This window comes from Nonomuraea sp. KM88 (assembly GCF_052245635.1).
Classification (GTDB): Bacteria; Actinomycetota; Actinomycetes; order Streptosporangiales; family Streptosporangiaceae; genus Nonomuraea.
This window is the reverse complement of sequence record NZ_JBQQCC010000009.1, coordinates 135,608-159,171: the sequence shown is the minus strand read 5'-3', so window position 1 is coordinate 159,171 and position 23,564 is coordinate 135,608. Positions and strand designations below refer to the sequence as shown.

Sequence of the window (23,564 nt, the reverse complement as noted above, 5' to 3'; positions counted from 1 at the left end):
TGTTCTGATGGCCGGGGGAAGGCGCGTGAGGGCATGGCTGGGCCGGTCGTTGCGGGTGCGGCTGGCGATGTTCGCCGGCAGCGCGATGCTGCTGCTGATCATCGTCGTCAGCGCATTCGTGCTGCACGGCATCCGCGACGAGCTCGCCGACATCCAGGCGCAGGAGATGTCGGGCAGGGCCGTGTCCGTGCTGCTCAAGATCAAGGAGGACCGCCTGCCCCAGGTTCTGGAGAACGCCGGGCTCGACGGCGTCCAGGTCATCGACCCGTCGGGGCGCCCTGTCACCTCGACGCTCAACCTGGTCGGGCTGCCCAGGCAGACGACGGCGATCCCCCGTGACGGCCAGGCCAACGCCGTCGCCGAGCTCTGCGGGCTGAGCGGATTCCCCGGCGAGTGCAAACTCGTGGTCGCCGTGACCGCGTACCAGCCGGACGGTGAGTGGATCATCTACGCCTTCGAGCCGGCGATGCCCTGGTACGTCGGACCCCAGGTGATCCTCTCGCAGGTCGCTCTCGCGGCGGCGCTGGTCGCGCTGACCTGGTTCGTGGTGTGGCGCGCGACGACCAGGACGCTCGCCCCCGTCAGCGCCATCACGAAGCGGCTGGCCGAGCTCACCGCGTTCGGCGGCGGGATGCGCGTGCCCGTGCCGCAGAGCGACGACGAGATCGCGGCCCTGGCCGAGACCGCCAACCGCACCCTGGAGCGGCTGGAGACGGCGATGCGGGAGAAGGAGCTCGCGATGGAACGGCAGCGCAGGTTCGCCGCCGACGCCTCGCACGACCTGCGCAGCCCGATCACCGCCATGCGCGCCCAGATCGAGGAGGCCCGGCTCTACCCCGAGGAGACCGACTGGATGGAGACGAGCGACGAGGTGCTCGCCAGCCTGGACCGGTTGCAGGGGATCGTCTCCGACCTGCTCGTGCTGACCAGGCTGGACGCGGGCGCCCCGAGCCGCCGTGAGCCCGTGGACCTGGCCGAGTCGGTCGCCGCCGAGGTCATGCGGCGGCGTTCGAAGCGGGTCGTCACCGACGTGCGGCGGGACGTGGTCGTCACGGGTGACCGCCTGCAGCTGGCCCGCCTGCTGACGAACCTCATGGACAACGCCGACCGGCACGCCGAGAGCCAGATCACCGTGACGGTGCGGGAGGAGGACGGGCAGGCCGTGCTGGAGGTCCTCGACGACGGCGAGGGCATCGCGCCCGAGCAGCGCGAGGTCATCTTCGAACGGTTCGCCCGCCTGGACGCCGCGCGCAACCGCGACGCCGGTGGCAGCGGGCTCGGCCTGCCCATCGCCCGCGAGATCGCCACGGCCCACGGCGGCACGCTGACCGTCGAGGACTCCGAACGCGGCGCCCGGTTCGTCTTCAGGATGCCGCTCAGGGACGGGTGAACCCCGGGGTTCACCCGTACGCGGCCGTGCTCTCCCGGACGATCAGCTCCGTGGCCAGCTCCACCCGTTTCGTCTCCGGCACGTCACCGTGGCCCATGGCCAGCACCGTACGGGTGGCCAGGGCCGCCATCTCCTGCAGCGGTTGGCGTACCGTCGTCAGCGGCGGCCAGGCCGACTTGGCCAGTGGCAGGTCGTCGAAGCCCACCACGCTCAGGTCCTCGGGGACGCGCAGCCCGCGCTGCCTGGCCGCCTCGAAGACGCCGAACGCCATCAGGTCGCTGTGCGCGAAGATGGCCGTGGGCGGGTCGTCGAGGTCGAGCAGGGCGTGGGCCTGGTCGAAGCCGGAGTCGACCAGGAACGTGCCGCGCCTGATCAGCTCGGGCGCCACGGGCAGCCCGGCCGTCTCCAGCGCGGCGCGATAGCCGTCGATCCTGGCCTGGCTGCAGAGCATGTCGGACAGGCCGCTGATCATGCCGATCCTGCGGTGGCCCAGCTCCAGCAGGTGGCGGGTCGCGGACAGGCCGCCGTTCCAGTTGGTGGCGCCCACCGAGACCACGCCGGGGGCGGGCTCGCCCTCGGGGTCGACCACCGCGAACGGCAGCGAACGGGCGCTGAGCTGGGCCTGGATGCCGGTCGACAGCTGCGAGGCGACGATCACCACGCCGTCGGTCCTGCGCGCGGCCAGGCGTTCGAGCCAGTCGCGTCCCGGGCCGGCGTGCGTGTGCAGGACGGAGATGACCACGCTGGCCCCCGCCTCGTGGGCAGCGCCTTCCGCGCCCCGCACGATTTCCATGGCCCACGGCGACTCGATCTCGGCGAACACCAGGTCGACCAGGCCGGCCGGGGTGTCGTCCTGGCTGATGCGCCGTTGGTAGCCGTGTTCCTGCAACAGCCGCTCGACCCGGTGGCGGGTCGCGGGAGCGACTTCTGGACGTCCGTTGATGACCTTCGAGACCGTCGGGATGGAGACTCCGGCCTCCTCCGCGATCAGTGCGATCGTCACCCGCCTCTTCGCTGACACGTTCGGGAGTGTATCCGAAAGTTTCGGTTTGCCATCGCCCGGCCCCCAGGTGTTGACGCTTTACCTGGTGTTTACTTACGCTCCGAGCGTAGAAAGTATCGGGGGTTTGGCGAAATTTTCGATTCCTGAGGAAGGGACCCCTATGCGACGCAGTGTGGTGCTGATCGCGGCCCCCGTGCTGATCGCCGGGCTCGTGACCGGCTGCGGCGGCGGAGAGTCCGCGTCACCCCAGGGCGAGGGCGGCTCGCCCGGCAAGGTCACGATCGAGTGGTGGCACCTGTCGACCGCCGACCCGCTCAAGACGCTCTGGGCGCAGCGCGCCAAGGAGTTCATGGCCAAGAACCCGAACGTCACCATCAAGGCCACCGTCCTGGAGAACGACGCCTACAAGGCCAAGCTCACCACGGTGACGCAGTCGGGCAAGGCGCCCGACATCTTCGCGACGTGGGGCGGCGGGGTGCTCCAGCAGCAGATCGACGCGGGACTGGTCAAGGACCTCTCCGGCGACGTCGCCGACGTCCTGCCGAACTTCACGCCCGCCGCGCTGAGCGCGTACCAGTTCGACGGCAAGACGTACGGGCTGCCGACCGACATCGGGCTGGTGGGTTTCTGGTACAACAAGAAACTTTTCGAGAAGGCGGGCATCAGCGAACCCCCCGCCACCTGGTCGGCGTTCCTCGAAGACGTCAAGAAGCTCAAGGCCGCGGGCATCACCCCGATCGCCCTGGCCGGCAAGGAGAAGTGGCCGGGCCACTACTACTGGGCCTACCTCGCCATGCGCATCGCCGGCCTCGACGCGCTCAAGCAGGCCGCCACCGACCACGACTTCACCAAACCGGACTTCGTGGCCGCGGGACAGCAGGTCAAGGCGCTGGCCGACCTGCAGCCGTTCCAGAAGGGCTTCCTGGGCGCCGGCTACGGCACCCCTGACGGCCAGGCGGCCACGATGGGCAACGGCAAGGCGGCCATGGAGCTGATGGGCCAGTGGGCGCCGGTCACGCAGGAGGACGCGGGCGAGGGCCTCGGCGACGACCTCGGCTTCTTCCCCTTCCCCGCGGTCGAAGGCGGCAAGGGCTCGATCGGCGACGCCTTCGGCGGCGGCGGAGGCCTGGCCGTGGGCGCCGACGCGCCCAAGGAGGCCGTCGACTTCGTCAAGTACATGACGGAGATGGAGAACCACTCCAAGGCCGTCGAGGCGGGCGGCGTGCTGCCCGTGCTCAAGGGCGAGGAGAGCGCGGTCAAGGACGCCAACCTCAAGCAGGTGGCGGCCCTGCTCGCCGAGACCACCGGCTACCAGCTCTACCTCGACCAGGCCTACCCGCCGGCCGTCGGCCAGCAGGTCAACGACAGCGTGGCCGAGCTCATCGGCGGCACGAAGACGCCGGAAGAGGTCTCCCAGGACATCACGGAAGTGGCCAAGAGCGAAGAATGACGACACTCACCAGAGGGCCGGAGGCGGTCAAGCTTCCGGCCCCCGCCCCCGCCGCCAGGCGGCGCGGACGCTGGGTGACCATCACCCTGTTCCTGCTGCCGGCGCTCGTCCTGTTCCTCCTCCTCGTCGTGGCCCCCATGCTGGTGGCCGTCTACTCCAGCGCCTTCAAGTGGAACGGCTTCGGCGGGCTGCCGACCGACTTCATCGGCTTCGACAACTTCACCCGGCTGTTCAGCAGCGAGATCTTCGCGCAGGACCTGTGGCACCTGCTGGTGCTGGTCGTGTTCTCGATCTGCGTGCAACTGCCGTTCTCGCTGGCCCTCGCGATGCTGCTGAACCAGCGCATCCGCGGGCGGGCACTTTACCGGGTCGTGTTCTTCGCGCCGTACGTGCTCTCCGAGGTGATCACCGGCGTGCTGTTCTCGCTGATCCTGGCGCCGGACGCGGGCATGGCCAACCAGCTGCTGTCGGTGTTCGGGGTCGAGTCGGAGTGGCTGGCCGACCCCGACACGGTGATGCCGTCGCTCTTCCTGGTCATGACGTGGAAATACTTCGGCTTCCACATGATGATCTATCTGGCGGGACGGCAGAACATCCCCAACGAGCTCATCGAGGCGGCGCAGATCGACGGCGCCACGGGCTGGAAGACGTTCAGGCACGTCACGCTGCCGCTGCTCGGCCCGACCATCCGGATCAGCATCTTCCTGTCCGTCATCTACACGATCCAGCTGTTCGACCTCGTCTGGATCCTCACCGGGGGCGGGCCGTCGCACTCCTCCGAGACGATGGCCGTCACGATGATGGAGTGGGGCTTCAAACGCACCCAGGTCGGCTACGCCAGCGCGATCAGCGTCGTGATGTTCGTGCTCAGCCTCGTCTTCGCTCTCGTCTACCAGCGTTTCGTGATGCGCCGTGACCTCGAGGGCGCGTCCACCTCCATGGGAGGCCGCCGATGAACCACGGCAAGGCGACCCGTGTGCGCCGCACCACCCTGCCGCTCCACCTGATCGCGTGGATCGTCGGCGCCTTCATCCTGATCCCGGTCGTCTACGCGCTGCTCGGAGGGTTCAAGCGGAACAGCGAGCTGTCCTCGAACCCCTTCGGCCTGCCCAGGACCTGGGCGACCGGCAACTACACCGAGGTGCTGGCCTCCGGCTCGTTCTGGTTGCAGATGTGGAACAGCACGTTCATCGCCGTCACCACGACCGTGGTGACGGTCGCGCTGTCGGCGCTGGCGGCGTTCGTCTTCGCGAGGTTCGCCTTCCGCGGCAGGGAGCTGTACTTCACGCTCTTCACGGCCGGGCTGATGTTCCCGTTCGCGGTGGCCATCCTGCCGATCTTCGTGCTGCTGCGCACGCTCGGGCTGCTGGACAACCCGATGGGCGTGATCCTCACCCAGGCTGCCTTCGGCCTGCCGCTGACGATCATCATCCTGCGGGGCTTCTTCCGCAGCATCCCCGGCGAGCTCGAAGAGGCGGCCACCATCGACGGCTGCTCCCCGTTCGGCTTCTTCTGGCGGATCCTGCTGCCGATGGCCAGGCCCGCCATCGCCACCGTCTCCGTCCTCGCCATCGTGGGCAGCTGGAACAACTTCATGCTGCCGCTCGTGGTCTTCAGCGAAGAGGTGAGCTGGACGCTGCCGCTCGGCATCCAGCAGTTCCAGGGCCAGTACGCCTCGGACACCGCCCGCATCCTCGCCTACCTCGTCCTGGCCATGGTGCCGGCACTCGGGTTCTACGCCGTCGCAGAACGCCACCTTGTCGGTGGTCTCACCGCTGGTGCTACGAAAGGGTGAACATGCTTCACGTGTCCGGAACCCAGCTTGTCGCGGACGACCACACACCGGTACGACTACGCGGGGTGGGTCTCGGGGGCTGGATGAACATGGAGAACTTCATCACCGGCTATCCGGCCAACGAGAGCTCGATGCGGCGGGCCGTGCGCTCGGTGCTCGGCGAGGAGCGGGCGGAGCTCTTCTTCGACCGGCTGCTCGCGTCGTTCTTCACCGAGCAGGACGCCGACCTGCTGGCCGGGCTGGGGATGAACTGCGTGCGCATCCCGGTCAACTACCGCCACTGGGAGTCCGACGACCGGCCGTTCGAGATCGACCCGCAGGGCTTCCGCCACCTCGACCGGGTGATCGGGCTGCTCGGCGAGCGTGGCATCTACAGCGTCATCGACCTGCACGCCCTGCCCGGCTCCCAGAACCAGCACTGGCACTCCGACAACCCCACGCACGTGGCCGGGTTCTGGCAGCACCGCCACTTCCAGGACCGGGCGGTGCACCTGTGGGAGGTCATCGCCGACCACTACCGCGACCATCCCTGGGTGGCCGGCTACAACCCGGTCAACGAGCCGGGCGACCTCACCGGCAAGGTGATCGGGCCCTTCTACGATCGACTGGTCAAGGCCGTGCGCGCCGCGGACCCGGGACACATCCTGTTCCTGGACGGGAACACGTACGCCACCGACTTCTCCATATTTCGTGAAATGTACGAAAACACGGTTTTCGTCCTGCACGACTACGCGCTCGCCGGCTTCGCCCACGGCGGACCGTACCCCGGCTACACCCGGGGCGAGTGGTGCGACCGCGACGAGCTGGAACGCACCTTCGCCAAACGATCCCGCTTCCAGCGCGAGACCGGCACACCTCTGTGGGTGGGCGAGTTCGGCCCCGTCTACACCGGCGACCCCGGCGTGGACGCGCAGCGCTACCAGATCCTCCGCGACCAGCTGGACATCTACGACGGCCACGGCGCGGGCTGGTCGTTGTGGACCTACAAGGACGTGGGGCTGCAGGGCCTGGTGCACGCCGCGGGGCCGTACCTCGACAGGTTCGGCGACTTCATCGACAGGAAGCGGCGGCTCGGGGTGGACCGCTGGGGCTCCACCATGGAGGAGTCGGCCGATGTCCTGGCCCCGCTGCACGCGCTGATCCAGACGGAGTTCCCCGGCTGGGAGCCCTATCCGTGGGGCGCCCGCTACCAGACCGACGACCTCATCCGGCACATCCTCATGGCCCAGGCGCTGCTGCCGGAGTACGCGGAGCTCTTCCGCGGGCTCGACGACGGGGAGCTGACCGCCCTGGCCGACTCCTTCCTCCTCGACCGCTGCGTACGCCGCCGGCCCCTGCTCGACCTGCTCTCCGACAACCTCAAACCCCGCTGACCGCCATCGGCCGGCCCGCCGTGGACGCCCGGGTGATCCACCCCCGGGTGGTCCACCCCGGTGGTCCACCCCGGTGATCCACAGGGTGCGCTCCTCGTCGTCGATGGCATTCCACTCGGTAGTGTCCTGTTCCGTGACGACGGAGCTGGAGGACCTCGCCGTACGGTTGCGGGAGTTCGCGAAGGTCAGGGAGTGGGAGCAGTTCCACACGCCGAAGAACCTGGCGATGGCGCTCGCGGGCGAGGTGGGGGAGCTGGTGGCGGAGTTCCAGTGGCTCACCGCCGAGGAGTCGAGGAGCCCCGGCGACGAGGCGCTCGCGCGGATGCGCACCGAGCTCGGCGACGTGACCCTCTACCTGGTGCGCCTGGCGGACGTCCTGGGCGTCGACCTGGTGGAGGCGGCCAGGGCCAAGCTCGACGACAACGACCGCCGCTACGACCCCGACGCCTATCGCGGCTCGGCCAGGAAGGCGCCGCCGTCCGCCGGCACCACCTGAGGAGGGCTTCTTCTCGCGGTCACCTGGCCGCACATATGGTGACGAGCATGCGATTCGGGGTGTTGGGCCCGCTGACCGTGTGGACGGACGCCGGCGAGACCGTCACGATTCCCGGCCGGAAAGTCCGGGCGCTCCTCGTGGACCTGCTCGTCCACGAGGGCCATCCGGTGTCCGTGGACCGGCTGGTCGACGACCTCTGGGGCGAGGAGGCGCCGGCCAACCCCGCGGGCGCGCTGCAGGTCCGCGTGTCCCAGCTGCGCAAGGCGCTGGAGGACGCCGAGCCCGGCGGCAAGAACCTCGTCGTCTCCCGTGCCCCCGGCTACCTGCTGCGACCCGATGGCAGCCCTGATGGCAGGGCCGTGGACGCCGTCCGCTTCGCGGCCCTGCTGGCCCAGGCCGAGGCGGTGGGCAGCGCGCGGGCCAGGGCGCGGCTGCTGGGCGACGCGCTGGCGTTGTGGCGGGGTCCCGCGTACGCCGACTTCGCCGACGAGGAGTACACGAGGACGGCCGTGCTCCGGCTGGAGGAGCAGCGGCTGTCGGCGCTGGAGCAGCACGCCGAGGCCCGGTTGGAGCTGGGCGAGCACGGGCTGCTCGTCGGCGAGCTCGGCGACCTGGTGGCCAGGCATCCGCTCAGGGAGCGGCTGAGAGCCGTGCACATGCGGGCCCTCTACCGGGCCGGGCGGCAGAGCGAGGCGCTGGCCGGTTACGGCGAGCTGCGCGAGCGGCTGGCCGACGAGCTCGGCCTCGACCCCGGTCCCGAGCTGGTGGCGCTCCACCAGGCGATCCTCGGGCAGGCCCCCGAGCTCAACGTGCCCGCCACGCATCCCGTGACCAACCTGCCCGCCCCCGTCGGCAAGCTGATCGGCCGGGAGCAGGCGCTGGCCGAGGTGTGCGCGCTCGCAGGCGACGAGCGGCTGGTGACGCTCACCGGCAGCGGCGGGGTCGGCAAGACCCGGCTGGCGCTGGAGGCCGCGAACCGGCTCGTGGACGACTTCGCCGACGGCGCGTGGCTGGTCGCGCTCGACCAGGCGTCCCGCTCGCCCGCCGAGGCCGTCATGGCGGCCCTGGAGATCAGGGAGGACACCGGCGGCGACCCGGCGGGGCAGCTGACCGCCGCGCTCGGGCCCCGGCGGATGCTGCTCGTCCTGGACAACTGCGAGCACGTGGTCGAGCAGGTCGCCGAGCTGGCCGAGCGGCTCCTGCGGGCCTGCCCCGACCTGCGCGTCCTGGCCACCAGCAGGGAGCCGCTGGCGGTGGCGGGCGAGGTGTTGTGGAGCGTGCCGCCGCTGGACGTGCCCGCCGGCGCGGACCTTTCGACCATGGCCCGCTCCGACGCCGTCAGGCTGTTCGTGTCCAGGGCCGCCGCCTCCGCCCGCGGCTTCCGGCTCGACGCGGGCAACGCGCAGGCCGTCGCCCAGCTGTGCCGGCGGCTCGACGGCATCCCGCTGGCCCTCGAACTGGCCGCGACCCGGGTGCGGGCGCTCGGCGTGCACGGCGTGGTGGCCCGGCTCGACGACAGGTTCCGGCTGCTGGCCTCCGGGCAGCGCGGCGCCCCCGCCAGGCAGCAGACGCTCACCGCGGTGATCGACTGGAGCTGGGACCTGCTGTCCGACGGCGAACGTCGCGTCCTGCGCCGCCTGGCCGTGCACGCCGACGGCTGCACCATGGAGTCCGCGGAGGCGGTCTGCGCCGAGAGCGGCCTCGACGTGCTCGACCTGCTGGCCCGCCTCGTCGACCGCTCGCTCGTCGTCGTCACCGACGCTCCTGGCGGCGTCAGGTACCGGCTGCTGGAGTCGGTGTCCGCGTACTGCGTGGCCCGGCTGGCCGACGCCGCCGAGCTCGACCGGGTACGCCTCGCACACCTGCGCCACTACCTGGAGCTGGCCGAGCGGGCCGAGCCGGAGCTGTACGGGCCCGAGCAGCGCGACCGGCTGCTGCGCCTCGACACCGAGGCCGCGAACATGCGGGCGGCCCTGGACACGGCGGTCGCGCAGAAGGAGGGCGAGCGCGCGGCCCGGCTGGTCAACGCGCTGGCCTGGTACTGGTTCCTGCGCGGCAGGCTGGCCGAGGGCCGGCGGTCGTTCGCGGAGGCGCTGGCGATCGAAGGAAGGCCGTCCCCTGCCAGTGCCAGGGCCGCCGCCTGGCACGCCGGGTTCGCACTCATCCTGGGCGAGCAGGTCGCGTACGAGCCCGCGCTGGCGGCGATCGACGACCCGGGCGCGCGGGCCAGGGCCGAGCTGTTCGTCGGCCTGCACCTCAGGGACATGCCGACCGGGCAGGAGCTGACCAGCCGGGCGCTGGCCACGTTCCGGGCCCTCGGCGACAGGTGGGGCATCGCCGCGGCGCTGACCCGGCAGGCGAGAGACGCGTTCACCCAGCGCGACCTGGACGCGCTCGAACGCACCGCGGGGGAGAGCGCGCGGCTGTTCACCGAGCTGGGCGACCGCTGGGGGCTGCTGCGGGCCACCGAGTGGCTGGCCTCCCAGGCCGAGATGGCCCACGACGCCGAGCGCGCGAACCGGCTGTTCGGCGAGGGCCTGCGGATGGCCGAGGACCTCGGGTTGTGGACGGAGGCCGCCACGCAGACGGCGTGGCTGGGCTGGACCGCGTTCTCGAGCGGCGACTACGACGGCGCCGTCGAGATCTGCGAGCGCGCCATGAAACTGGCCATCGGGCAGGGCTACAAGGAGGGCGAGGTCATGGCCAGGATGGGCCTGGCCTTCGCCGCGCGCCGCGCCGGGCTCCCGGACCTGGCCGAGGTCCACCTGCGCCGCCTGCTCGAAGGCGTGCCGCGCGACCCGGACACCGAGCCCTCCCTGCACGTCCCTTCCACGCTGATCGAGCTGGGATTCCTCGCGGAAGGGCGCGGCGACCCGGCCACCGCCCTGGACCTGCAGCTGGAGGCGCTGGCCGGCGCCGCGAAGATCGGTGACCCCAGGACGATGGCGTGGGCCGTCGAGGGCGCGGCCGCCGCGACGGGGGCGCCCGGCGAGGCCGCCCTGCTGCTGGGGCTGGCGGCCGCGGCCAGGGAGCACAACCGGACCCCCGCGGGGCCGCCGGAGCAGGTTGAGATCGACCGGGTCACGGCCAGGGCACGCGAGGCGCTGGGGGAGGAGGGGTTCGCGGCGGCGTACGCGGAGGGCGCGGCGTACAAGCTGGTGGACGTGCACGACCTGCTTCGCGGTGGCGTACGGCGCTGACGATCCCCTTCTCGGCGCCCGAAGGACCATGACAGGGTGAGATCATGCGGATCATTCGCGCGGCCAGAGTGCTCACCGGACGTCCCGGAGAGGTGATCGCCGAGGGGGAGGTCCTCGTCGACGGGGCGACGATCGTCTCGGTCGGGCCGCGCGGCAGCGCCGGCGAGGCTGGCGAGGTCGTCGAGCTGCCCGGCCACACGGTGCTGCCCGGCCTGGTCGACGCGCACGTGCACCTGGGGTTCGACGCCGCGGTCGACCCGGTGACGCGGCGGAGCGCCGAGAGCGACCACCACCTGCTGCTGCGGATGGCGGAGAACGCGCGCAAGCTCGTGTCCGCCGGCGTCACCACCGCCCGCGACCTCGGCGGGCGCGACTTCCTCGACCTGGCGCTCCGGGACGCGATCGAGGAGGGGCTGGCCGTCGGCCCGCACATCGTGGCCGCCACCAGGCCCATCACGATCACCGGCGGCCACTGCTGGTACATGGGCGGCGAGGCCGACGACGAGGTCGCCATCCGCCGCGTGGCCAGGGAGAACCTGCGGGCCGGCGCCGACTGCCTCAAGGTGATGGCCTCGGGCGGCCAGATGACGCCGGGCGCGCCTCCGAGCTGGGTGCCCCAGTACACCACCGAGCAGCTCAGAGTGGTCGTGGAGGAGGCCGGCGCGCGCGGCAAGGGCGTCGCCGCGCACGCCCACGCCCACGCGGCGATCCGCAGCGCGCTCGAAGCCGGGGTCACCACGATCGAGCACTGCTCGTTCTTCACGCCCTCGGGCCATCGTTACGACTCCAAGCTCGCCGACCTCGTCGCGGCCGGCGGCACGTACGTCTGCCCGACCCTGCACGGCGTGTTCTGGCGCTCACGCGAGGTGCTCGGCGCCGAGATGCTCGACGACTGGCTGAGCGGCATCGTGGCCATGCGGGAGGCGGGCGTGCGGCTCATCGCGGGAACCGACGCCGGGTTCGCCTCCGGCGGCGTGGCCAACCGTACGGACGGATTCGTGGCGAGCCTGGAGGTGTTCGCGGAGGCCGGGTTCGGCAACGCGGAGATCATCGAGCTGGCCACCGTGCGCGCCGCCGACGCCTGCGGGGTGGGGGAGGTCGCCGGCAGCCTGGAGGCGGGCAAGCGGGCGGACCTGATCGCGGTCGCGGGCGACCCGCTCACCCGCCTGTCCGACCTTCGCAACCTCGCCCTCGTCCTGGTCTCGGGCCGATCCGTGGGGCAGGCGGACGTGGACACGGTGACGTCGTCGGCGGGCTGACGTGCTCGCGGACGGCTAGGCTCCTCCCATGAACTTGAAAGATCGCGTACGCGAGCTGCGCCTCCAGGGCCGCTCCCCGAAGGAGATCGCCCGCGCGCTCAAGGTCGCGCCGTCGGTCGTCGCGCCGCTCGTGCGGGCCATCGCCGCCGAGACCGCCCCCACGGGCGACCCCGAGGTGGTCGGGTGCTGGATCAACACCGGCTGGAGCGACGGCCTCGACGTCGACCCCGCGCGCGGCTGGGTGGACGAAGCCCCCGGCTCCGGCGCGGACGGCATGGTGTGCGTGCTCGTGGCCCGGCGGCACACGTGGGACCGGATGACGGTCTGCGGCTACCTCGCCGACGTCTACTGCCTGGGCGTGAAGAACGCCATCGGGCCCGACGTGCTCGACGACCTCGAGCTGCGGCGCTTTCGCGAATACTTCTTCGGCGAGTACGCGGGATGGCAGGAGGCGCCGATCGAGCTGGCCAGGCACCTCGTGCTCGGGTCGATCGACTACGCCCGCACGCTCGGGTTCGAGCCCGACGAGGAGTTCGAGCCGGCGGCCGGCGCTCTCGGCGCGTGGGACGAGAAGTCGGCGATCACGTTCGGCCGCGACGGCAGGCCCTTTTACGTGGAGGGGCCGCACGACGACGCGGCCAAGGTGCTGCGCACCCTGCGGCGCACGCTCTCCGACGACGACTTCGACTACGTCACCGCGGCCTCCTGACGGCCGGCCGCAGGGGACCTGGCCGGCACGGATCGCATGACGAGGGGGCGCACGAGCGAGCCCGGCCGGCCAGGCGCCGCCATCCTCCGGCTGCCGGAAAGGACCCGGGACAGTGCGAAAGTACATTCTCTTCGATCACGATGGCGTTCTGGTGGACACCGAATTCTGGTATTACGAAGCCGGGAGGCGAGCCCTGGCGGACCTTGGCTTGACCTTGGACAAGGATCAGTATCTCCGGGGGATGAGCCAGGGATCGGACACATGGGCCCAGGCCAGGGCGGCCGGTATTGATGAAAGGACCATCAGCAGGCAGCGTCAGATCCGTGATGATTTCTATCAAGAATATCTGAGGACAGAAGCCATCGAGATCGAAGGCGTCGCTGAGGCGCTGGCTGAACTGTCGAAATACGTTCGTATGGCCATCGTGACGACTGCGAAACGTGCGGATTTCGAGCTCATCCATGAAGAGCGTCAGATCAAGCACTTCATGGATTTCGTCGTCGTTCGTGAAGATTGCCAGCTCACCAAGCCGCATCCGGAACTACTCGCCGGCCGATCTGGTGAGGAAGACCCGCGACCTGCCCAGGACGGGGGAGCCGGGTGAGAAGTACCACTACTCCAACACCAACTTCATCCTCCTCGGAATGATCATCGAGGAGATCACCGGCAACCCTTCCACAGAGGAGTTCAAGCGGCGGATCTTCGACCCGCTCAAGATGACCCGCACCTACGGGACCGCCAGGTCCTCTGAGGGCATCAAGGGCCCGCACGGGCACGGTTACGCTCGTGATGACGAGGGCAAGCTCCACGACATGGACCGGCTCAACTCGAGCTACGGCGCGGGCACCGGAGGAGTGGTCTCCACCGCGCGTGACATGGGCAGGTTCTTCAGCGCGTTCGAGAAGGACAAGCTGTTGCCGGACGACCTGCAGCAGGTCTGGGACGAAAAGCCGCCCGGCAAGCCGGAAGCGCCGCCTCCCGCCGAGCGCCTATGCGGGAACGAGCCGCCGATGCGGGTTGCCGGAGGCGCAGCGGCAGGTTTCAACGCGACGACCTACAGCACGCTCGACGGGCGCGTGCAGTTCGCCGTCTCCACCACGCTGACCATCAATCCGCATGCCCCTAACCCGATCATCCAGCAGGCGGCCGAAGCGGTGCTCTGCCCGAAGCGGTAGCCGCCGCTCCGCGTTTACGCGCGTTCCCGCCGCGGCCCCGTGACGGCCGGCCGGGCGGAGGGACCCGGCCGGCACGGAACGCATGACGCCGGCGTCCGCGGCTCGTTCACTTGTCGATGATCACAAAGTGCTTTTCATCCCGCTTCGCGGAGCTGTAGCACGAGGATTACCTCTGTTGCTGCGGCGGTCAGGGGCCGCCGCAACCTCCGCCGTGGCCGCCACCACCGCAACCTGCGGCGCGTACGCTCCAGGGCGAGGTATATGAACACTGCGGCCGCAGGCCGAGCGCGGTTTTCAGCTCCTCGCGACGCGAATCGTACAGGGCGATCGCGACGGGGCCGTTGGCGGTGTCCCGGGGGTTATCCCGCTTGGCCGCCTCAAGAGTCTCCCTCACCGGCAGGTGTCGCGAGCCGCGACCACGGCCCGTAGTTGTAACGATTCCACGCGATCAGTGCGGTCAGCGTCACTGCCGCCAGGACGCACAGGGTGAGCACCGGTAGCGGTGTCGCGCCCGTGGCCAGCGCGGCCCATAACGCCCCGAGCGCCACCGCCGCCGCGGTCCATGCGACCCGCCGGTCGATCGGGTGGAAGCAAGCGGGCGGATGCAGCAGGTCAGGTGGACGGCCGGGCGGCTCCGGGCGTACGCTCGCCGCACTTTCGATCAAGGAGTGAGCGATGGCGCAGTCACGGGAGCACACCTTCTCCGGCACCAGGGGCCGCATCACGGTCCGCAGCTGGCCGAATGACCGGCCGCGCTATGCAGCCGTGCTGGTCCACGGGTACGGCGAGCACATCGGCCGCTACGAGTACGTGGCCGACCGGCTCGTCCGCCACGGCGCCGCCGTCTACGGGCCCGACCACATGGGCCACGGCAGATCCGAGGGCGACCGCGTGCTCATCGAGGACTTCGAAGACGTGGTCACTGACGTGCACACCGTCGAGGAGCGCGGCAGGGCCGAGCACCCGGACGTGCCCGTCGTGGTGGTCGGCCACTCGATGGGCGGCCTGATCGCGGCCCGCTACGCCCAGCGCTACGGAGCCGGGCTGGCCGCGCTCGTCCTGTCGGGGCCGGTGATCGGCAGCTGGGCGATCGTGCCGGAGCTGCTGGCCTACGAGGAGCCGCCGGACACCCCGATCGACCCGGCGACCCTCTCCCGCGACCTCACGGTCGGCACCGCGTACGCCGCCGACCCGCTGGTGTGGCACGGCCCTTTCAAGCGCGCCACCCTGGAGGCGTTCGCGACGACGCTGGCCACGATCACCAAGGGCGGCACGCTCGGACCGCTGCCGACGTTGTGGGTGCACGGGGAGGCGGACGAGCTCGTCCCGATCAGCGGCAGCCGCCCCGGCGTCGAGGCCGTGCGCGGCACCGATCTGACGGAGCACGTCTACCCGGAGGCCCGGCACGAGGTGTTCAACGAGACCAACAAGGACGCGGTGCTGGACGACGTCACGGCCTTCATCGACCGCGCCCTGCCCCAGACCTGACCCTCCCGACCCGGCCCCGGCGTGGCTCTCCTGGCCTCGGACGGTGGGTCCGGGCCTCCTGCTCCGGGCCTGGGCGTGGCTCTTCGGCGACGGGCGTGGTCTTTCGGCCTGGAACCGCCCTCGGCCGGGGCGGGCGCGGGGTCAGTCCACGGCCAGCCAGACGTGCCCCGAGCCCCGCGTACGGGTCAGCTCGACCTTCCAGCATCCCGGCTCGGGGAACACGAACCCGGTGCCCCACTCCTGACCGGGCCGCCGCCAGGTGGATCCGCCGTGTTCCTCGGGCCCCCAGACGAGCGTGGCGGCGGCGCCGCCGGGCAGCGTGGCCTTGACACGCAGCGGCCCCTCACCGGTCATCCGCCACACGATCTTGATCTCGTCGCCATGGTGGAGCGGGGTCTTCTTCACGAAGAGCAGCCCCCACAGTTCCGCGTCCTGAGCCGTCCCCTGGACCTCGGGGAACCCCCCGCCCGCCGGCGGCGCCACGGCGTCCGCACACCCGCCGCTCCGGCCGGTGTCCGGGGTGGCGCCGGCAGCGCCGCTCGGAGCCGGGGTCGTCACGCCGGTCGGGGTCGCGCTCGCCACCCCGCTCGGTACGCCGCCCGCGGTCGGGCTCGCCACGCCGCTCGGGGCGGGACCAGAAGCGGGCGCCGCGGTCGAACATCCGGCCAGGACGGCCGCCGCCAGCACGGCCGCCCCGCATGTCAGCCACCTCATGATCGAACCTCCTCACGTTGTCTACTTCCGATCAGCCAGGAAGGTTGCGATGAATTTCCCGCCGTGGCCGGGTCTTCCTGTCCGAGGAGGCGATGATGGGCGAGCAGAATCGGGCACTGGCCGCCGGTGTGGCGCTGCTGGAGCGGGCGATCGAGTATGCCGTGGGGAACCTGCGGGTCGTCACGCCGGACGTGCTCTGCCGCGGCACGCCCTGCTCCGGCTGGAGCCTGCAGCGGCTGCTCGACCACGTCGACGACTCGCTGCGGAGCCTGAACGAGGCGGCGGCGTCCCGTGCCGTCGAGCTCTGCGGGGCCGCCGCTCCCCGCCCGGCGGCCGCCAATCCGGCCCTGCATCTCAGGGACGACGCGACGGCGGTGCTCGGTCTCTGGACGGCCCTGCTCGCCGACGAGCCCGTCTCCATCGGCGGATGGCACGTGTCGAGCCCGATGGTGGCCGCGGTCGGCGCGATCGAGATCGCCGTGCACGGCTGGGACGTGGCCAGGTCGTGCGGGGAGCACCGCCCGATCCCGCCCGCGATGGCCGAGGAACTGCTGGAGCTGGCCCGGGTGTTCGTCACGCCCGCGGACCGCCCGGGCAGGTTCGCCGCGCGCGTGGTCGTTCCGCGCCAGGCGCCCGCGCAGGATCACCTTCTCGCCTTCCTGGGCCGCGACCCGGACTGGCGCGCGCACCTGGGGACGTGACCCCGGCCACGGACGTGCAGGCGCGGCGCGGTTTCGTCCATCAACAGGAGATCTTGGGTGTTCCGCATGGAACGACCCTTGGAGGGGGAAGCGTCGCGGGCGCCACCCGAGGTAATCGAGCGCGCCCATCCCACCAAATCCACACAAAACGCCGTACGATCGTGCTGTACAGAGCAGTCACCCGGACATGACTCTCCGCGAACCCCCAACGATCCATCCGATACGGTGGGAAGATCGTAAGTGGCCACCGGTCACCACCGGACCATCACACGGGGCATTCCGTGTCACAAGGGGGCGGATATCCGTCCGGCCCGGTCGGCGGGGCGACCCGGCGGATCGCCGCGGCCTGGGCCGAGCAACGTGGTGGCGACGACCGTTCTTCGTGCGGCCGTCGCCACCACCCGACCCGGCTGGTCGCCGCCCTCCGATCCCGATGGCGGGTGTCAGGGGTTGTCGTGCAACGCGGCCAGCACCTGCTCGCCGTATTTAGCCAGTTTGTTCTCGCCCACGCCGTTGACCTGGCTCAGCTCCGCCAGCGAGGACGGCGATCGGGTGGCGATCTCGCGCAGTGTCGCGTCGTGGAAGATGACGTAGGCGGGCACCCCCTGCTCCTTGGCGGTGGCGGCGCGCCAGGCGCGCAGGCGTTCGAAGACCGGCGCCGCCTCCTCGGGCAGCTCGGCCGCGACCTGGGCCTTCGCCGACGCGGTCCTGGCGCGGGCCGGGCGCAGCGTGTCACGGCGCAGCGGCACCTCGCGCCGGCCCCTGAGCACCTCCGCGCTGCCGTCGGTGAGCACCAGCGCGCCGTGGTTGGGCTCCACCGCCAGCAGCCCCTGGGCCAGCAACTGCCGCACGACCCCGTGCCACTCCGCGTTGCCCAGGTCGGCCCCGACCCCGAACACCGTCAGCGTCTCGTGGCCGTGCTGGAGCACCTTGGCGGTCTTCTTGCCGAGCAGGATGTCGACCGTCTGCCCCACGCCGAACTTCTGGCGCCGCTCCTTGTCGAGCCGCCACACGGTGGAGAGCACCTTCTGGGCCGCGGTCGTGCCGTCCCACGACTCGGGAGGCGTCTGGCAGGTGTCGCAGTTGCCGCAGGGCTCCGAGCTCTTCTGGCCGAAGTAGTCGAGCAGCATCATCCGCCGGCAGCCCACGGTCTCGCAGAGCGCGAGCATGGCGTCGAGGTGGTGCACCTGGCGGCGGCGGTGTGCTTCGTCGCCCTCCATGGCCATCCGCCGGTGTTGCACCACATCCTGCAGGCCGTAGGCCATCCACGCGGTGGCGGGCAGGCCGTCGCGCCCGGCTCGCCCGGTCTCCTGGTAGTAGCCCTCCACCGACTTGGGCAGGTCGAGGTGGGCGACGAAGCGCACGTCGGGTTTGTCGATGCCCATCCCGAACGCGATCGTGGCCACCACGACCAGCCCGTCCTCGCGCAGGAAGCGGGCCTGGTGGGCGGCGCGCGTGCGGGCGTCGAGGCCCGCGTGGTAGGGCACCGCGGCGATCCCGTTGGCGGCCAGGAACTCGGCGATCTTCTCCGCCGAGGAGCGGGACAGGCAGTAGACGATGCCCGAATCGCCCGGGTGCTCGGTGCGCAGGAAGTCGAGCAGCTGCCGCTTGGGCTCGCTCTTGGGGAGGATGCGGTAGTGGATGTTGGGCCGGTCGAAGCCGGCGACGAAGTGGCGGGCCTCGTCGAGACCGAGCCTGGCGGAGATCTCGGTGCGGGTGGCCGGGGTGGCGGTGGCGGTCAGGGCGATGCGCGGCACGTCGGGCCAGGACTCGCGCAGCTTGGACAGCTCGAGGTAGTCGGGGCGGAAGTCGTGGCCCCACTGCGCCACGCAGTGGGCCTCGTCGATGGCGAACATCGAGATGTCACCCTTGGCCAGCAGCCGCAGCGTGGCATCGACGCGCAGCCGCTCGGGGGCGAGATAGAGCAGGTCGAGCTCGCCCGCCAGGAACTCCGACTCCACCAGCCTGCGCTCGTCGAAATCCTGCGTGGAGTTGAGGAACCCCGCCCGCACGCCGAGCGCCCGCAGCGCGTCGACCTGGTCCTGCATCAGCGCGATGAGGGGCGAGACGACCACCCCCACACCGCGTCGCACCAGGGCGGGGATCTGATAGCACAGTGACTTGCCGCCGCCGGTGGGCATGAGGACGAGCGCGTCGCCGCCGGTCACGACATGGTCGATGATCTCTTGCTGACCCGCCCTGAACGAGTCGTAGCCGAACACGCGGTGGAGGACCTCGAGGGGTGTATCCATGCGGCTACCTTACGTGTTCGGGGGACGGCTTTTCGTGAGTTCGCCGACGGCGATCGGAAGATCGGGCGGGTGCCCCGCCGGTCGACTCGCTCCACGGTAAGCCACCTGATCCCGTGGGACGGTCGTCGCGGCTCCTCCCCGGAGCGGGGGACGCGGATCGCTCCCGCAGGGGAGTGTCCCAGGTCACGACCCGGTGAGGATGGCTGTCATGAGCACTGACACGCCCACGAGCCGGCTCACCGTCTGGGCCGGCCGCACCATGATCCTCATCGCGGCGCTGCACACCGCCGTGTTCGCCGGCCTCGCCCCCTGGTCGAGCTGGTTCGCCGGTGACCTGCGCAACCGGACGGGGAACACCGAATCGCTGACGACGTTCTGGGCCCTTCCGGGCGGGTTTGTCGTGGTCCTCTTGTTGCTGGGGCTGCTGGTGTCGCGGATGGGGAGACAGGGGCAGCAGGTCCCGGCTTACGTGGGCTGGACGATGCTCGGGTGGGTGGCGCTGGCCGTCTTCCTGATCGGGCCGAGCGGGTTCCTCGGCGGGCTCATTCCCGCCGGACTGCTGATCGCGGCGGGTCTCACCGCCAGGCAGCCGGCGTCCGCGAGCAGGCTCCCGTCGTAGGGCCGACCGCCACGGTCGACGCCGTTCGCCGCGATGACTTCGCGACCGGTCGGCGCGCTGCGCGGGCGGGCCCGGCGAAGGCGACCTCCCCGGCGGGGCGAATAGCCGCAACGCGTAATAGAGCACGCCGTATCCGGCGGTCCGGATGATCGCGCGTGCCCGATCATTCGTACGGCAGGCGACGCGTCTGTTGCCTCATGTGGCGGCAACTCGTGATAAAAGTCACGACGCCGGAAATTGCATTGTCCTATATGCGTGAACGGCTAATAGCGTTGTGTCATGGATCATTCTTATGTGGTAACCGGTGGCGGGCGCGGTATCGGCAAGGCCGTGGTCGAACGGCTGCTCGGCGAGCGGAACACCGTGGTCGCCGTCGAGCACGACCCCGACGCCCTGGCCTGGGCGGGCCCTCGGGTGATCCCGGTGATCGGTGACGCGGCGGACGAGGAGGTCGCCGCCTGGGCCGCGGACCTGGCCCAGGAGTCGGGCACGCTGCGCGGCTGGGTGAACAACGCCGCCGTGTTCCGGGACGCCTCGGTGCACTCCGCCCCGATCGCCGAGGTCAGAGCGTTGATCGCGGCCAATCTGGACCTGGCCGTGGTCGGCTGCGCCACCGCCGTACGCCATTTCCTCGGTGCCGGCACGCCGGGCGCCATCGTCAACGTCACCTCGCACCAGGCCGCCAGGGCGGTGCCCGGCGGCCTCCCGTACGCGACCGCGAAGGCCGCCACCGAGGGGCTGACCAGGTCGCTCGCGGTGGAGTACGGCAGGCACGGCATCAGGGTCAACGCCGTGGCACCCGGCACGGTGGCCACGGAGCGGCACGAGGCGTTCATGGCCGCCCAGGCCCCGGAGAGCGCGGCGGCCATCGAGGAGCAGCTGGCCACGCTCCATCCCCTGGGCCGCGTGGCGACCCCCGCCGAAGTGGCCTCCGTCGTGGCCCACCTCCTGTCGGACGACGCCTCCTTCGTCAACGGGGCCACGATCCCGGTGGACGGCGGACGCACCGTCCTCGGGCTCGACCCGGAGGCACGGTGAGCCCGGCCAGGAGGTACGGGAATGAGGACGCCCCGCCCCCGGGCGGGCGGCATGTCCGCCCCCACGGCGGGTAAGAGGTGGTCACCGGTGTGAGGTGATCGCGATGAGTCTCTCCCCAAGGGAGCGCCGCATCCTCGCCGAGATCGAGGGTGCCCTTGAGCAGGAGGACCCCGAGCTCGCCAGGCGCGTCGCTGAGATCAACAAGGACGCGCGCGGCGTGCGCAGGAGGGCGCCCCGCGCCTGGATGATCTATCTCGCCGCCGCCCTGGTGATCGTGTCACTGCTGGTCGCCGTGCTGGCGACCTGATCGGTGGCGCAGCACCACCAGGTCGATGGCGGCGACGACGGCCACCGCGGCGGCGATGGTCGCCTCCCAGCGCCATACCTCCTCGCCCGTGCTCATGGCGCGTACGAGGAAGAACACCCCCGCCACCACGGCGATCACGAGTGCCACCCACGACAGGATCCGGCGCGCGCGCAGAGGGCTGCGCGCGGTCACCGGCTCCGTTCCCGAGCGGTCGCGCAACCACATGACCCGATCTCCTCTCTGCAGCTGGAAGGGCTCAGGCCAGGCACCTCAGCGCCGCGACGACGCGCTGGTCGACGCCGCTCGAGGCGGGCAGCCGGCCCACCGTGGCCTCGACGAACTGCGCGGGCGACAGCGTCGCGGCGACTCCGTCGACGGACGCCCGGATCTGCCCGGCCGCCTGCTCGACCTGCACCTCGGCCTCCTGCTCCGCCAGCACGAACCGCCCCACGGCGACCCGCCACGCGGTCCTGCCCTCGGCCTCGCCGGCGGGCACGGGGGCGCCGACGTCGTCGGCGTGGGTGGCGTACTCGGAGTCGTAGTGGAAGGCCTGCAGGCCGTTGGGATAGGGGCCGGCCATCGTGTCGAGCAGGGCGTCGGGGCCGAGCTCCCGCATGCGCCTGCGCGTCTCGCCGTTCTTGACCCGCCACTCCTCCAGGACCTCTCCGACGGGCGACTCCCGGCGCCTTCGCACGGACCACTCGTTGAAGTCGTTGTAGCCGCTCACGCCTTCCGCGGACAGGCGGGTCAGCAGGTCCTGGACGGTCCCGTCGAGGCAGGCGTGGTTGTACAGCTCCTCGCCCGCCAGGTGGCCCAGCACGTCGCGGACGGACCAGCCGTCGCAGCGCGAGGGGCTCGACCAGCCGGCCTCGTCGAGCCCCGAGAAGAACCGGTCGAGCCGGGCCGCCTCGGCGTCGAGGATGTCGAACGGGTCGTGATCCTTGAGCAGGTCGTCAGCCATACCCCGGACGCTACCCGTCAGGTGCCGGCTTTCACCGCCATGGAGCCGAGGGCCGTCCTGACACGGGCGTATTCGTCGGCGCAGGAGGGCGCCCGCTCGGCGGGGACCCAGCCGCCCCTGGCGATCTCGGCGTGCTTGCCGGGGTCGGAGCCGTACAACAGGCAGGCGAACGTGGCCGACTGGGTCAGGCCTGACAGGTGGTCGACGCCGGTGTGCCCGGCCAGCAGGTGGCGGGCCTCGGCGGCGGACACCACGCGCTTGGGCGCGTCGGCCGCGAGCGTGAGCGCGGCGAACTGGTCGGCCTGGCCTTCGCTGTCCGGCATGCCGTTCAGCGTGGTCAGGGCGTGGCCGAGCTGGTGGTGGAAGAGCATGCTCAGCGCGCCGTCCATGCGGGCGGCCGCGTCTTTCGCGTCGACCTCCTCGGTCTCCGCGATGCCCTTCATCGTCGTGCGCACCTTGTCGACCAGCTGGTAGCAGATCGTCATGCGGCGCTCGGCGTGATCCCAGATGGCCCTGGGCGAGCCGCAGTCCTTGGCCACGACCTTGACGGGCCGGGGAACCCGGATCTTGGTCTTCAGCGCGCCGCTGTCCTTCAGGAGCTTCCTGGCCTGCTCGGCGCGCGGCGAGCCGGCGGGGTCGTAGCGTACGGACACTTCGGATGGAGGGGCCGTCCCGAGCGTGCTCGTCATGCTCAGGACGAGGGCGATCACGGGATGCGGCATCCGGCGGCTCCTTCGAGGTCGATCAACGCAATGGGGTACTCCATGCAACATTCGCGTGATCGATAAACCTCGGATCGTGCACGAATCCGGAAAGCCTGAGGCCCGGTCCCCCCGACAGGGGACCGGGCCTCAGGTGGATGAACTAGCGGCGCCAGCTGTAGACCCGCACGTAGTCCGTGCGGCTCGTGGTCGGCTGGAGCTCGCGGTCACCGCGGTAGACGGCCTTGAAGCTGCCGCTGCGGTAGGCGCGCGTCTTGCCGTAGAACTTGCCGTGCCGACCGGTCGTGGCGGAGTCGACCCACTTCCAGGCGCTGGAGCCGCTGGCGCGGTGGTAGATGCTGACCCGCTCGCCGCGGACGCCCTCCCACCGGCCGTCGTCGGCCTGGAGCTTGCCGGAGAAGTAGATCGACCGGCCCTTGCGCACCTTGTACGGGGACGCGTTGAACCGGGTGATCCTGGTGTCGGCCCGGCCCTTGCGGATGTCCACGTAGAAGTACGCGGAGTCGGTGGCGATCCGCCTGCCGTCCTCGTTGTAGGCGACGGCCGTGGCCTTCCACTTGCCCTCGGGGTCGTTCTTGTTGAAGGCGATGGCGTAGCGCCAGCCCTCGAGGTCGTCGACGCCCTTGGTGCGCATGGTGCGGAACTTGGAGCTGGCCGGCTCCACGCTGAGCACGACCTTCTCGACGTCGCGGCTGGCGCCGACGTCGAAGAACGCCTTGGTCTCGGAGTTGCCCTTGACCACGACGGGGTTCGGCGAGATGTCGCGGATCCGAAGCTCGGTGTCGTAGGTGGTGGCCGACGCCACGCCCGCGCCGGACACGAGCATGGTGCCGCCGGCGACGGCGGAAATGAGTCCTGCTGTGATCTTCTTCATGAGGGTGCTGATTCCTCTCCCCGTATTGACTTCAGAAC

The 23,564-nt window shown here is 70.8% G+C and carries 24 protein-coding genes; 16 read left to right on the top strand and 8 right to left on the bottom strand.

All coding sequences use genetic code 11. The features are described from left to right. The first annotated feature begins 25 nt into the window (after positions 1-25). Positions 26-1,390: a sensor histidine kinase gene (locus ACTWPV_RS26290; RefSeq protein WP_443153816.1), complete on the top strand. Its 1,365-nt coding sequence runs from the start codon at positions 26-28 to the stop codon at positions 1,388-1,390. Between the two features lie 10 nt (positions 1,391-1,400). On the opposite strand, the gene ACTWPV_RS26285 is transcribed toward ACTWPV_RS26290, so the two are convergent. After that, a complete protein-coding gene (locus ACTWPV_RS26285) occupies positions 1,401-2,411 on the bottom strand; it encodes a LacI family DNA-binding transcriptional regulator (RefSeq protein ID WP_347643695.1) in 1,011 nt (336 codons plus the stop codon). 142 nt (positions 2,412-2,553) lie between these two features. Between ACTWPV_RS26285 and ACTWPV_RS26280 the strand changes: the two genes are divergently transcribed. From ACTWPV_RS26280 to ACTWPV_RS26235, 10 genes are all read left to right on the top strand, one after another. Next, the gene (locus ACTWPV_RS26280; RefSeq protein ID WP_443153815.1) at positions 2,554-3,843 is read left to right on the top strand and encodes an extracellular solute-binding protein; all 1,290 of its coding nucleotides are present in this window, start codon (positions 2,554-2,556) and stop codon (positions 3,841-3,843) included. Further along, the gene (locus ACTWPV_RS26275; RefSeq protein WP_443153814.1) at positions 3,840-4,799 is read left to right on the top strand and encodes a carbohydrate ABC transporter permease; all 960 of its coding nucleotides are present in this window, start codon (positions 3,840-3,842) and stop codon (positions 4,797-4,799) included. Before ACTWPV_RS26280 ends, ACTWPV_RS26275 begins: the two co-directional genes overlap by 4 nt. Continuing rightward, positions 4,796-5,638 (top strand): carbohydrate ABC transporter permease, encoded by an 843-nt coding sequence (locus ACTWPV_RS26270; RefSeq protein WP_443153813.1) that lies wholly within the window; start codon positions 4,796-4,798, stop codon positions 5,636-5,638. The genes ACTWPV_RS26275 and ACTWPV_RS26270 overlap by 4 nt, the downstream gene beginning before the upstream one ends. 2 nt (positions 5,639-5,640) lie before the next feature. Next, positions 5,641-7,011: a glycoside hydrolase family 5 protein gene (locus ACTWPV_RS26265; protein WP_443153812.1), complete on the top strand. Its 1,371-nt coding sequence runs from the start codon at positions 5,641-5,643 to the stop codon at positions 7,009-7,011. 133 nt (positions 7,012-7,144) lie between these two features. Continuing rightward, positions 7,145-7,507, top strand: a complete 363-nt coding sequence (locus ACTWPV_RS26260) for a nucleotide pyrophosphohydrolase (RefSeq protein WP_347643700.1) — start codon at positions 7,145-7,147, stop codon at positions 7,505-7,507. Positions 7,508-7,554: 47 nt separating this feature from the next. Further along, positions 7,555-10,707 (top strand): BTAD domain-containing putative transcriptional regulator, encoded by a 3,153-nt coding sequence (locus ACTWPV_RS26255; RefSeq protein ID WP_443153811.1) that lies wholly within the window; start codon positions 7,555-7,557, stop codon positions 10,705-10,707. 44 nt (positions 10,708-10,751) lie between these two features. Next, on the top strand, positions 10,752-11,966 hold the full coding sequence (locus ACTWPV_RS26250; RefSeq protein WP_443153810.1) for an amidohydrolase family protein: 1,215 nt from the start codon (positions 10,752-10,754) through the stop codon (positions 11,964-11,966). Between the two features lie 28 nt (positions 11,967-11,994). Then, entirely contained in the window at positions 11,995-12,675 is a 681-nt protein-coding gene (locus ACTWPV_RS26245; RefSeq protein ID WP_347643703.1) for a helix-turn-helix domain-containing protein, read from the top strand. A gap of 112 nt (positions 12,676-12,787) precedes the next feature. Further along, positions 12,788-13,279 (top strand): HAD family hydrolase, encoded by a 492-nt coding sequence (locus ACTWPV_RS26240; RefSeq protein WP_443153809.1) that lies wholly within the window; start codon positions 12,788-12,790, stop codon positions 13,277-13,279. Beyond that, complete coding sequence (locus ACTWPV_RS26235) at positions 13,182-13,850, top strand: serine hydrolase domain-containing protein (RefSeq protein ID WP_443153808.1); 669 nt, start codon at positions 13,182-13,184, stop codon at positions 13,848-13,850. The genes ACTWPV_RS26240 and ACTWPV_RS26235 overlap by 98 nt, the downstream gene beginning before the upstream one ends. Positions 13,851-14,227: 377 nt before the next feature. Here the strand turns inward: ACTWPV_RS26235 and ACTWPV_RS26230 are convergent, their stop codons facing one another. Further along, positions 14,228-14,515: a hypothetical protein gene (locus ACTWPV_RS26230; protein ID WP_443153807.1), complete on the bottom strand. Its 288-nt coding sequence runs from the start codon at positions 14,513-14,515 to the stop codon at positions 14,228-14,230. A 10-nt stretch (positions 14,516-14,525) separates the two neighbouring features. Between ACTWPV_RS26230 and ACTWPV_RS26225 the strand changes: the two genes are divergently transcribed. Continuing rightward, positions 14,526-15,338, top strand: coding sequence for an alpha/beta hydrolase (locus ACTWPV_RS26225; protein ID WP_347643706.1), 813 nt, complete (start codon positions 14,526-14,528; stop codon positions 15,336-15,338). Positions 15,339-15,479: 141 nt separating this feature from the next. Here ACTWPV_RS26225 and ACTWPV_RS26220 read toward each other — a convergent pair whose 3' ends face one another. Further along, entirely contained in the window at positions 15,480-16,052 is a 573-nt protein-coding gene (locus tag ACTWPV_RS26220) for a hypothetical protein (protein ID WP_347643707.1), read from the bottom strand. Positions 16,053-16,147: 95 nt separating this feature from the next. On the opposite strand from ACTWPV_RS26220, the gene ACTWPV_RS26215 reads away from it, so the two are divergent. After that, on the top strand, positions 16,148-16,753 hold the full coding sequence (locus ACTWPV_RS26215) for a TIGR03086 family metal-binding protein (protein ID WP_347643708.1): 606 nt from the start codon (positions 16,148-16,150) through the stop codon (positions 16,751-16,753). Positions 16,754-17,196: 443 nt separating this feature from the next. Here ACTWPV_RS26215 and recQ read toward each other — a convergent pair whose 3' ends face one another. After that, positions 17,197-19,005: a DNA helicase RecQ gene (gene recQ / locus ACTWPV_RS26210; protein ID WP_443153806.1), complete on the bottom strand. Its 1,809-nt coding sequence runs from the start codon at positions 19,003-19,005 to the stop codon at positions 17,197-17,199. A gap of 208 nt (positions 19,006-19,213) precedes the next feature. Between recQ and ACTWPV_RS26205 the strand changes: the two genes are divergently transcribed. The 3 genes from ACTWPV_RS26205 to ACTWPV_RS26195 all read left to right on the top strand — a co-directional run bounded on the left by ACTWPV_RS26205 (position 19,214) and on the right by ACTWPV_RS26195 (position 20,969). Then, on the top strand, positions 19,214-19,624 hold the full coding sequence (locus ACTWPV_RS26205) for a DUF6463 family protein (protein WP_443153805.1): 411 nt from the start codon (positions 19,214-19,216) through the stop codon (positions 19,622-19,624). A gap of 279 nt (positions 19,625-19,903) precedes the next feature. Beyond that, entirely contained in the window at positions 19,904-20,662 is a 759-nt protein-coding gene (locus ACTWPV_RS26200; protein WP_347643711.1) for an SDR family NAD(P)-dependent oxidoreductase, read from the top strand. Between the two features lie 103 nt (positions 20,663-20,765). Then, complete coding sequence (locus ACTWPV_RS26195; protein ID WP_347643712.1) at positions 20,766-20,969, top strand: DUF3040 domain-containing protein; 204 nt, start codon at positions 20,766-20,768, stop codon at positions 20,967-20,969. Here the strand turns inward: ACTWPV_RS26195 and ACTWPV_RS26190 are convergent. The 4 genes from ACTWPV_RS26190 to ACTWPV_RS26175 all read right to left on the bottom strand — a co-directional run bounded on the left by ACTWPV_RS26190 (position 20,940) and on the right by ACTWPV_RS26175 (position 23,526). Next, entirely contained in the window at positions 20,940-21,194 is a 255-nt protein-coding gene (locus ACTWPV_RS26190) for a DUF6343 family protein (protein WP_347643713.1), read from the bottom strand. The two genes, ACTWPV_RS26195 and ACTWPV_RS26190, sit on opposite strands and share 30 nt — an antisense overlap. 31 nt (positions 21,195-21,225) lie before the next feature. Continuing rightward, positions 21,226-21,930 (bottom strand): maleylpyruvate isomerase N-terminal domain-containing protein, encoded by a 705-nt coding sequence (locus tag ACTWPV_RS26185; protein ID WP_347643714.1) that lies wholly within the window; start codon positions 21,928-21,930, stop codon positions 21,226-21,228. A gap of 17 nt (positions 21,931-21,947) precedes the next feature. After that, the gene (locus ACTWPV_RS26180) at positions 21,948-22,652 is read right to left on the bottom strand and encodes a DUF4344 domain-containing metallopeptidase (RefSeq protein ID WP_347643715.1); all 705 of its coding nucleotides are present in this window, start codon (positions 22,650-22,652) and stop codon (positions 21,948-21,950) included. A 142-nt stretch (positions 22,653-22,794) separates the two neighbouring features. Beyond that, a complete protein-coding gene (locus ACTWPV_RS26175) occupies positions 22,795-23,526 on the bottom strand; it encodes a hypothetical protein (RefSeq protein WP_443153804.1) in 732 nt (243 codons plus the stop codon). Positions 23,527-23,564 lie beyond the last annotated feature (38 nt).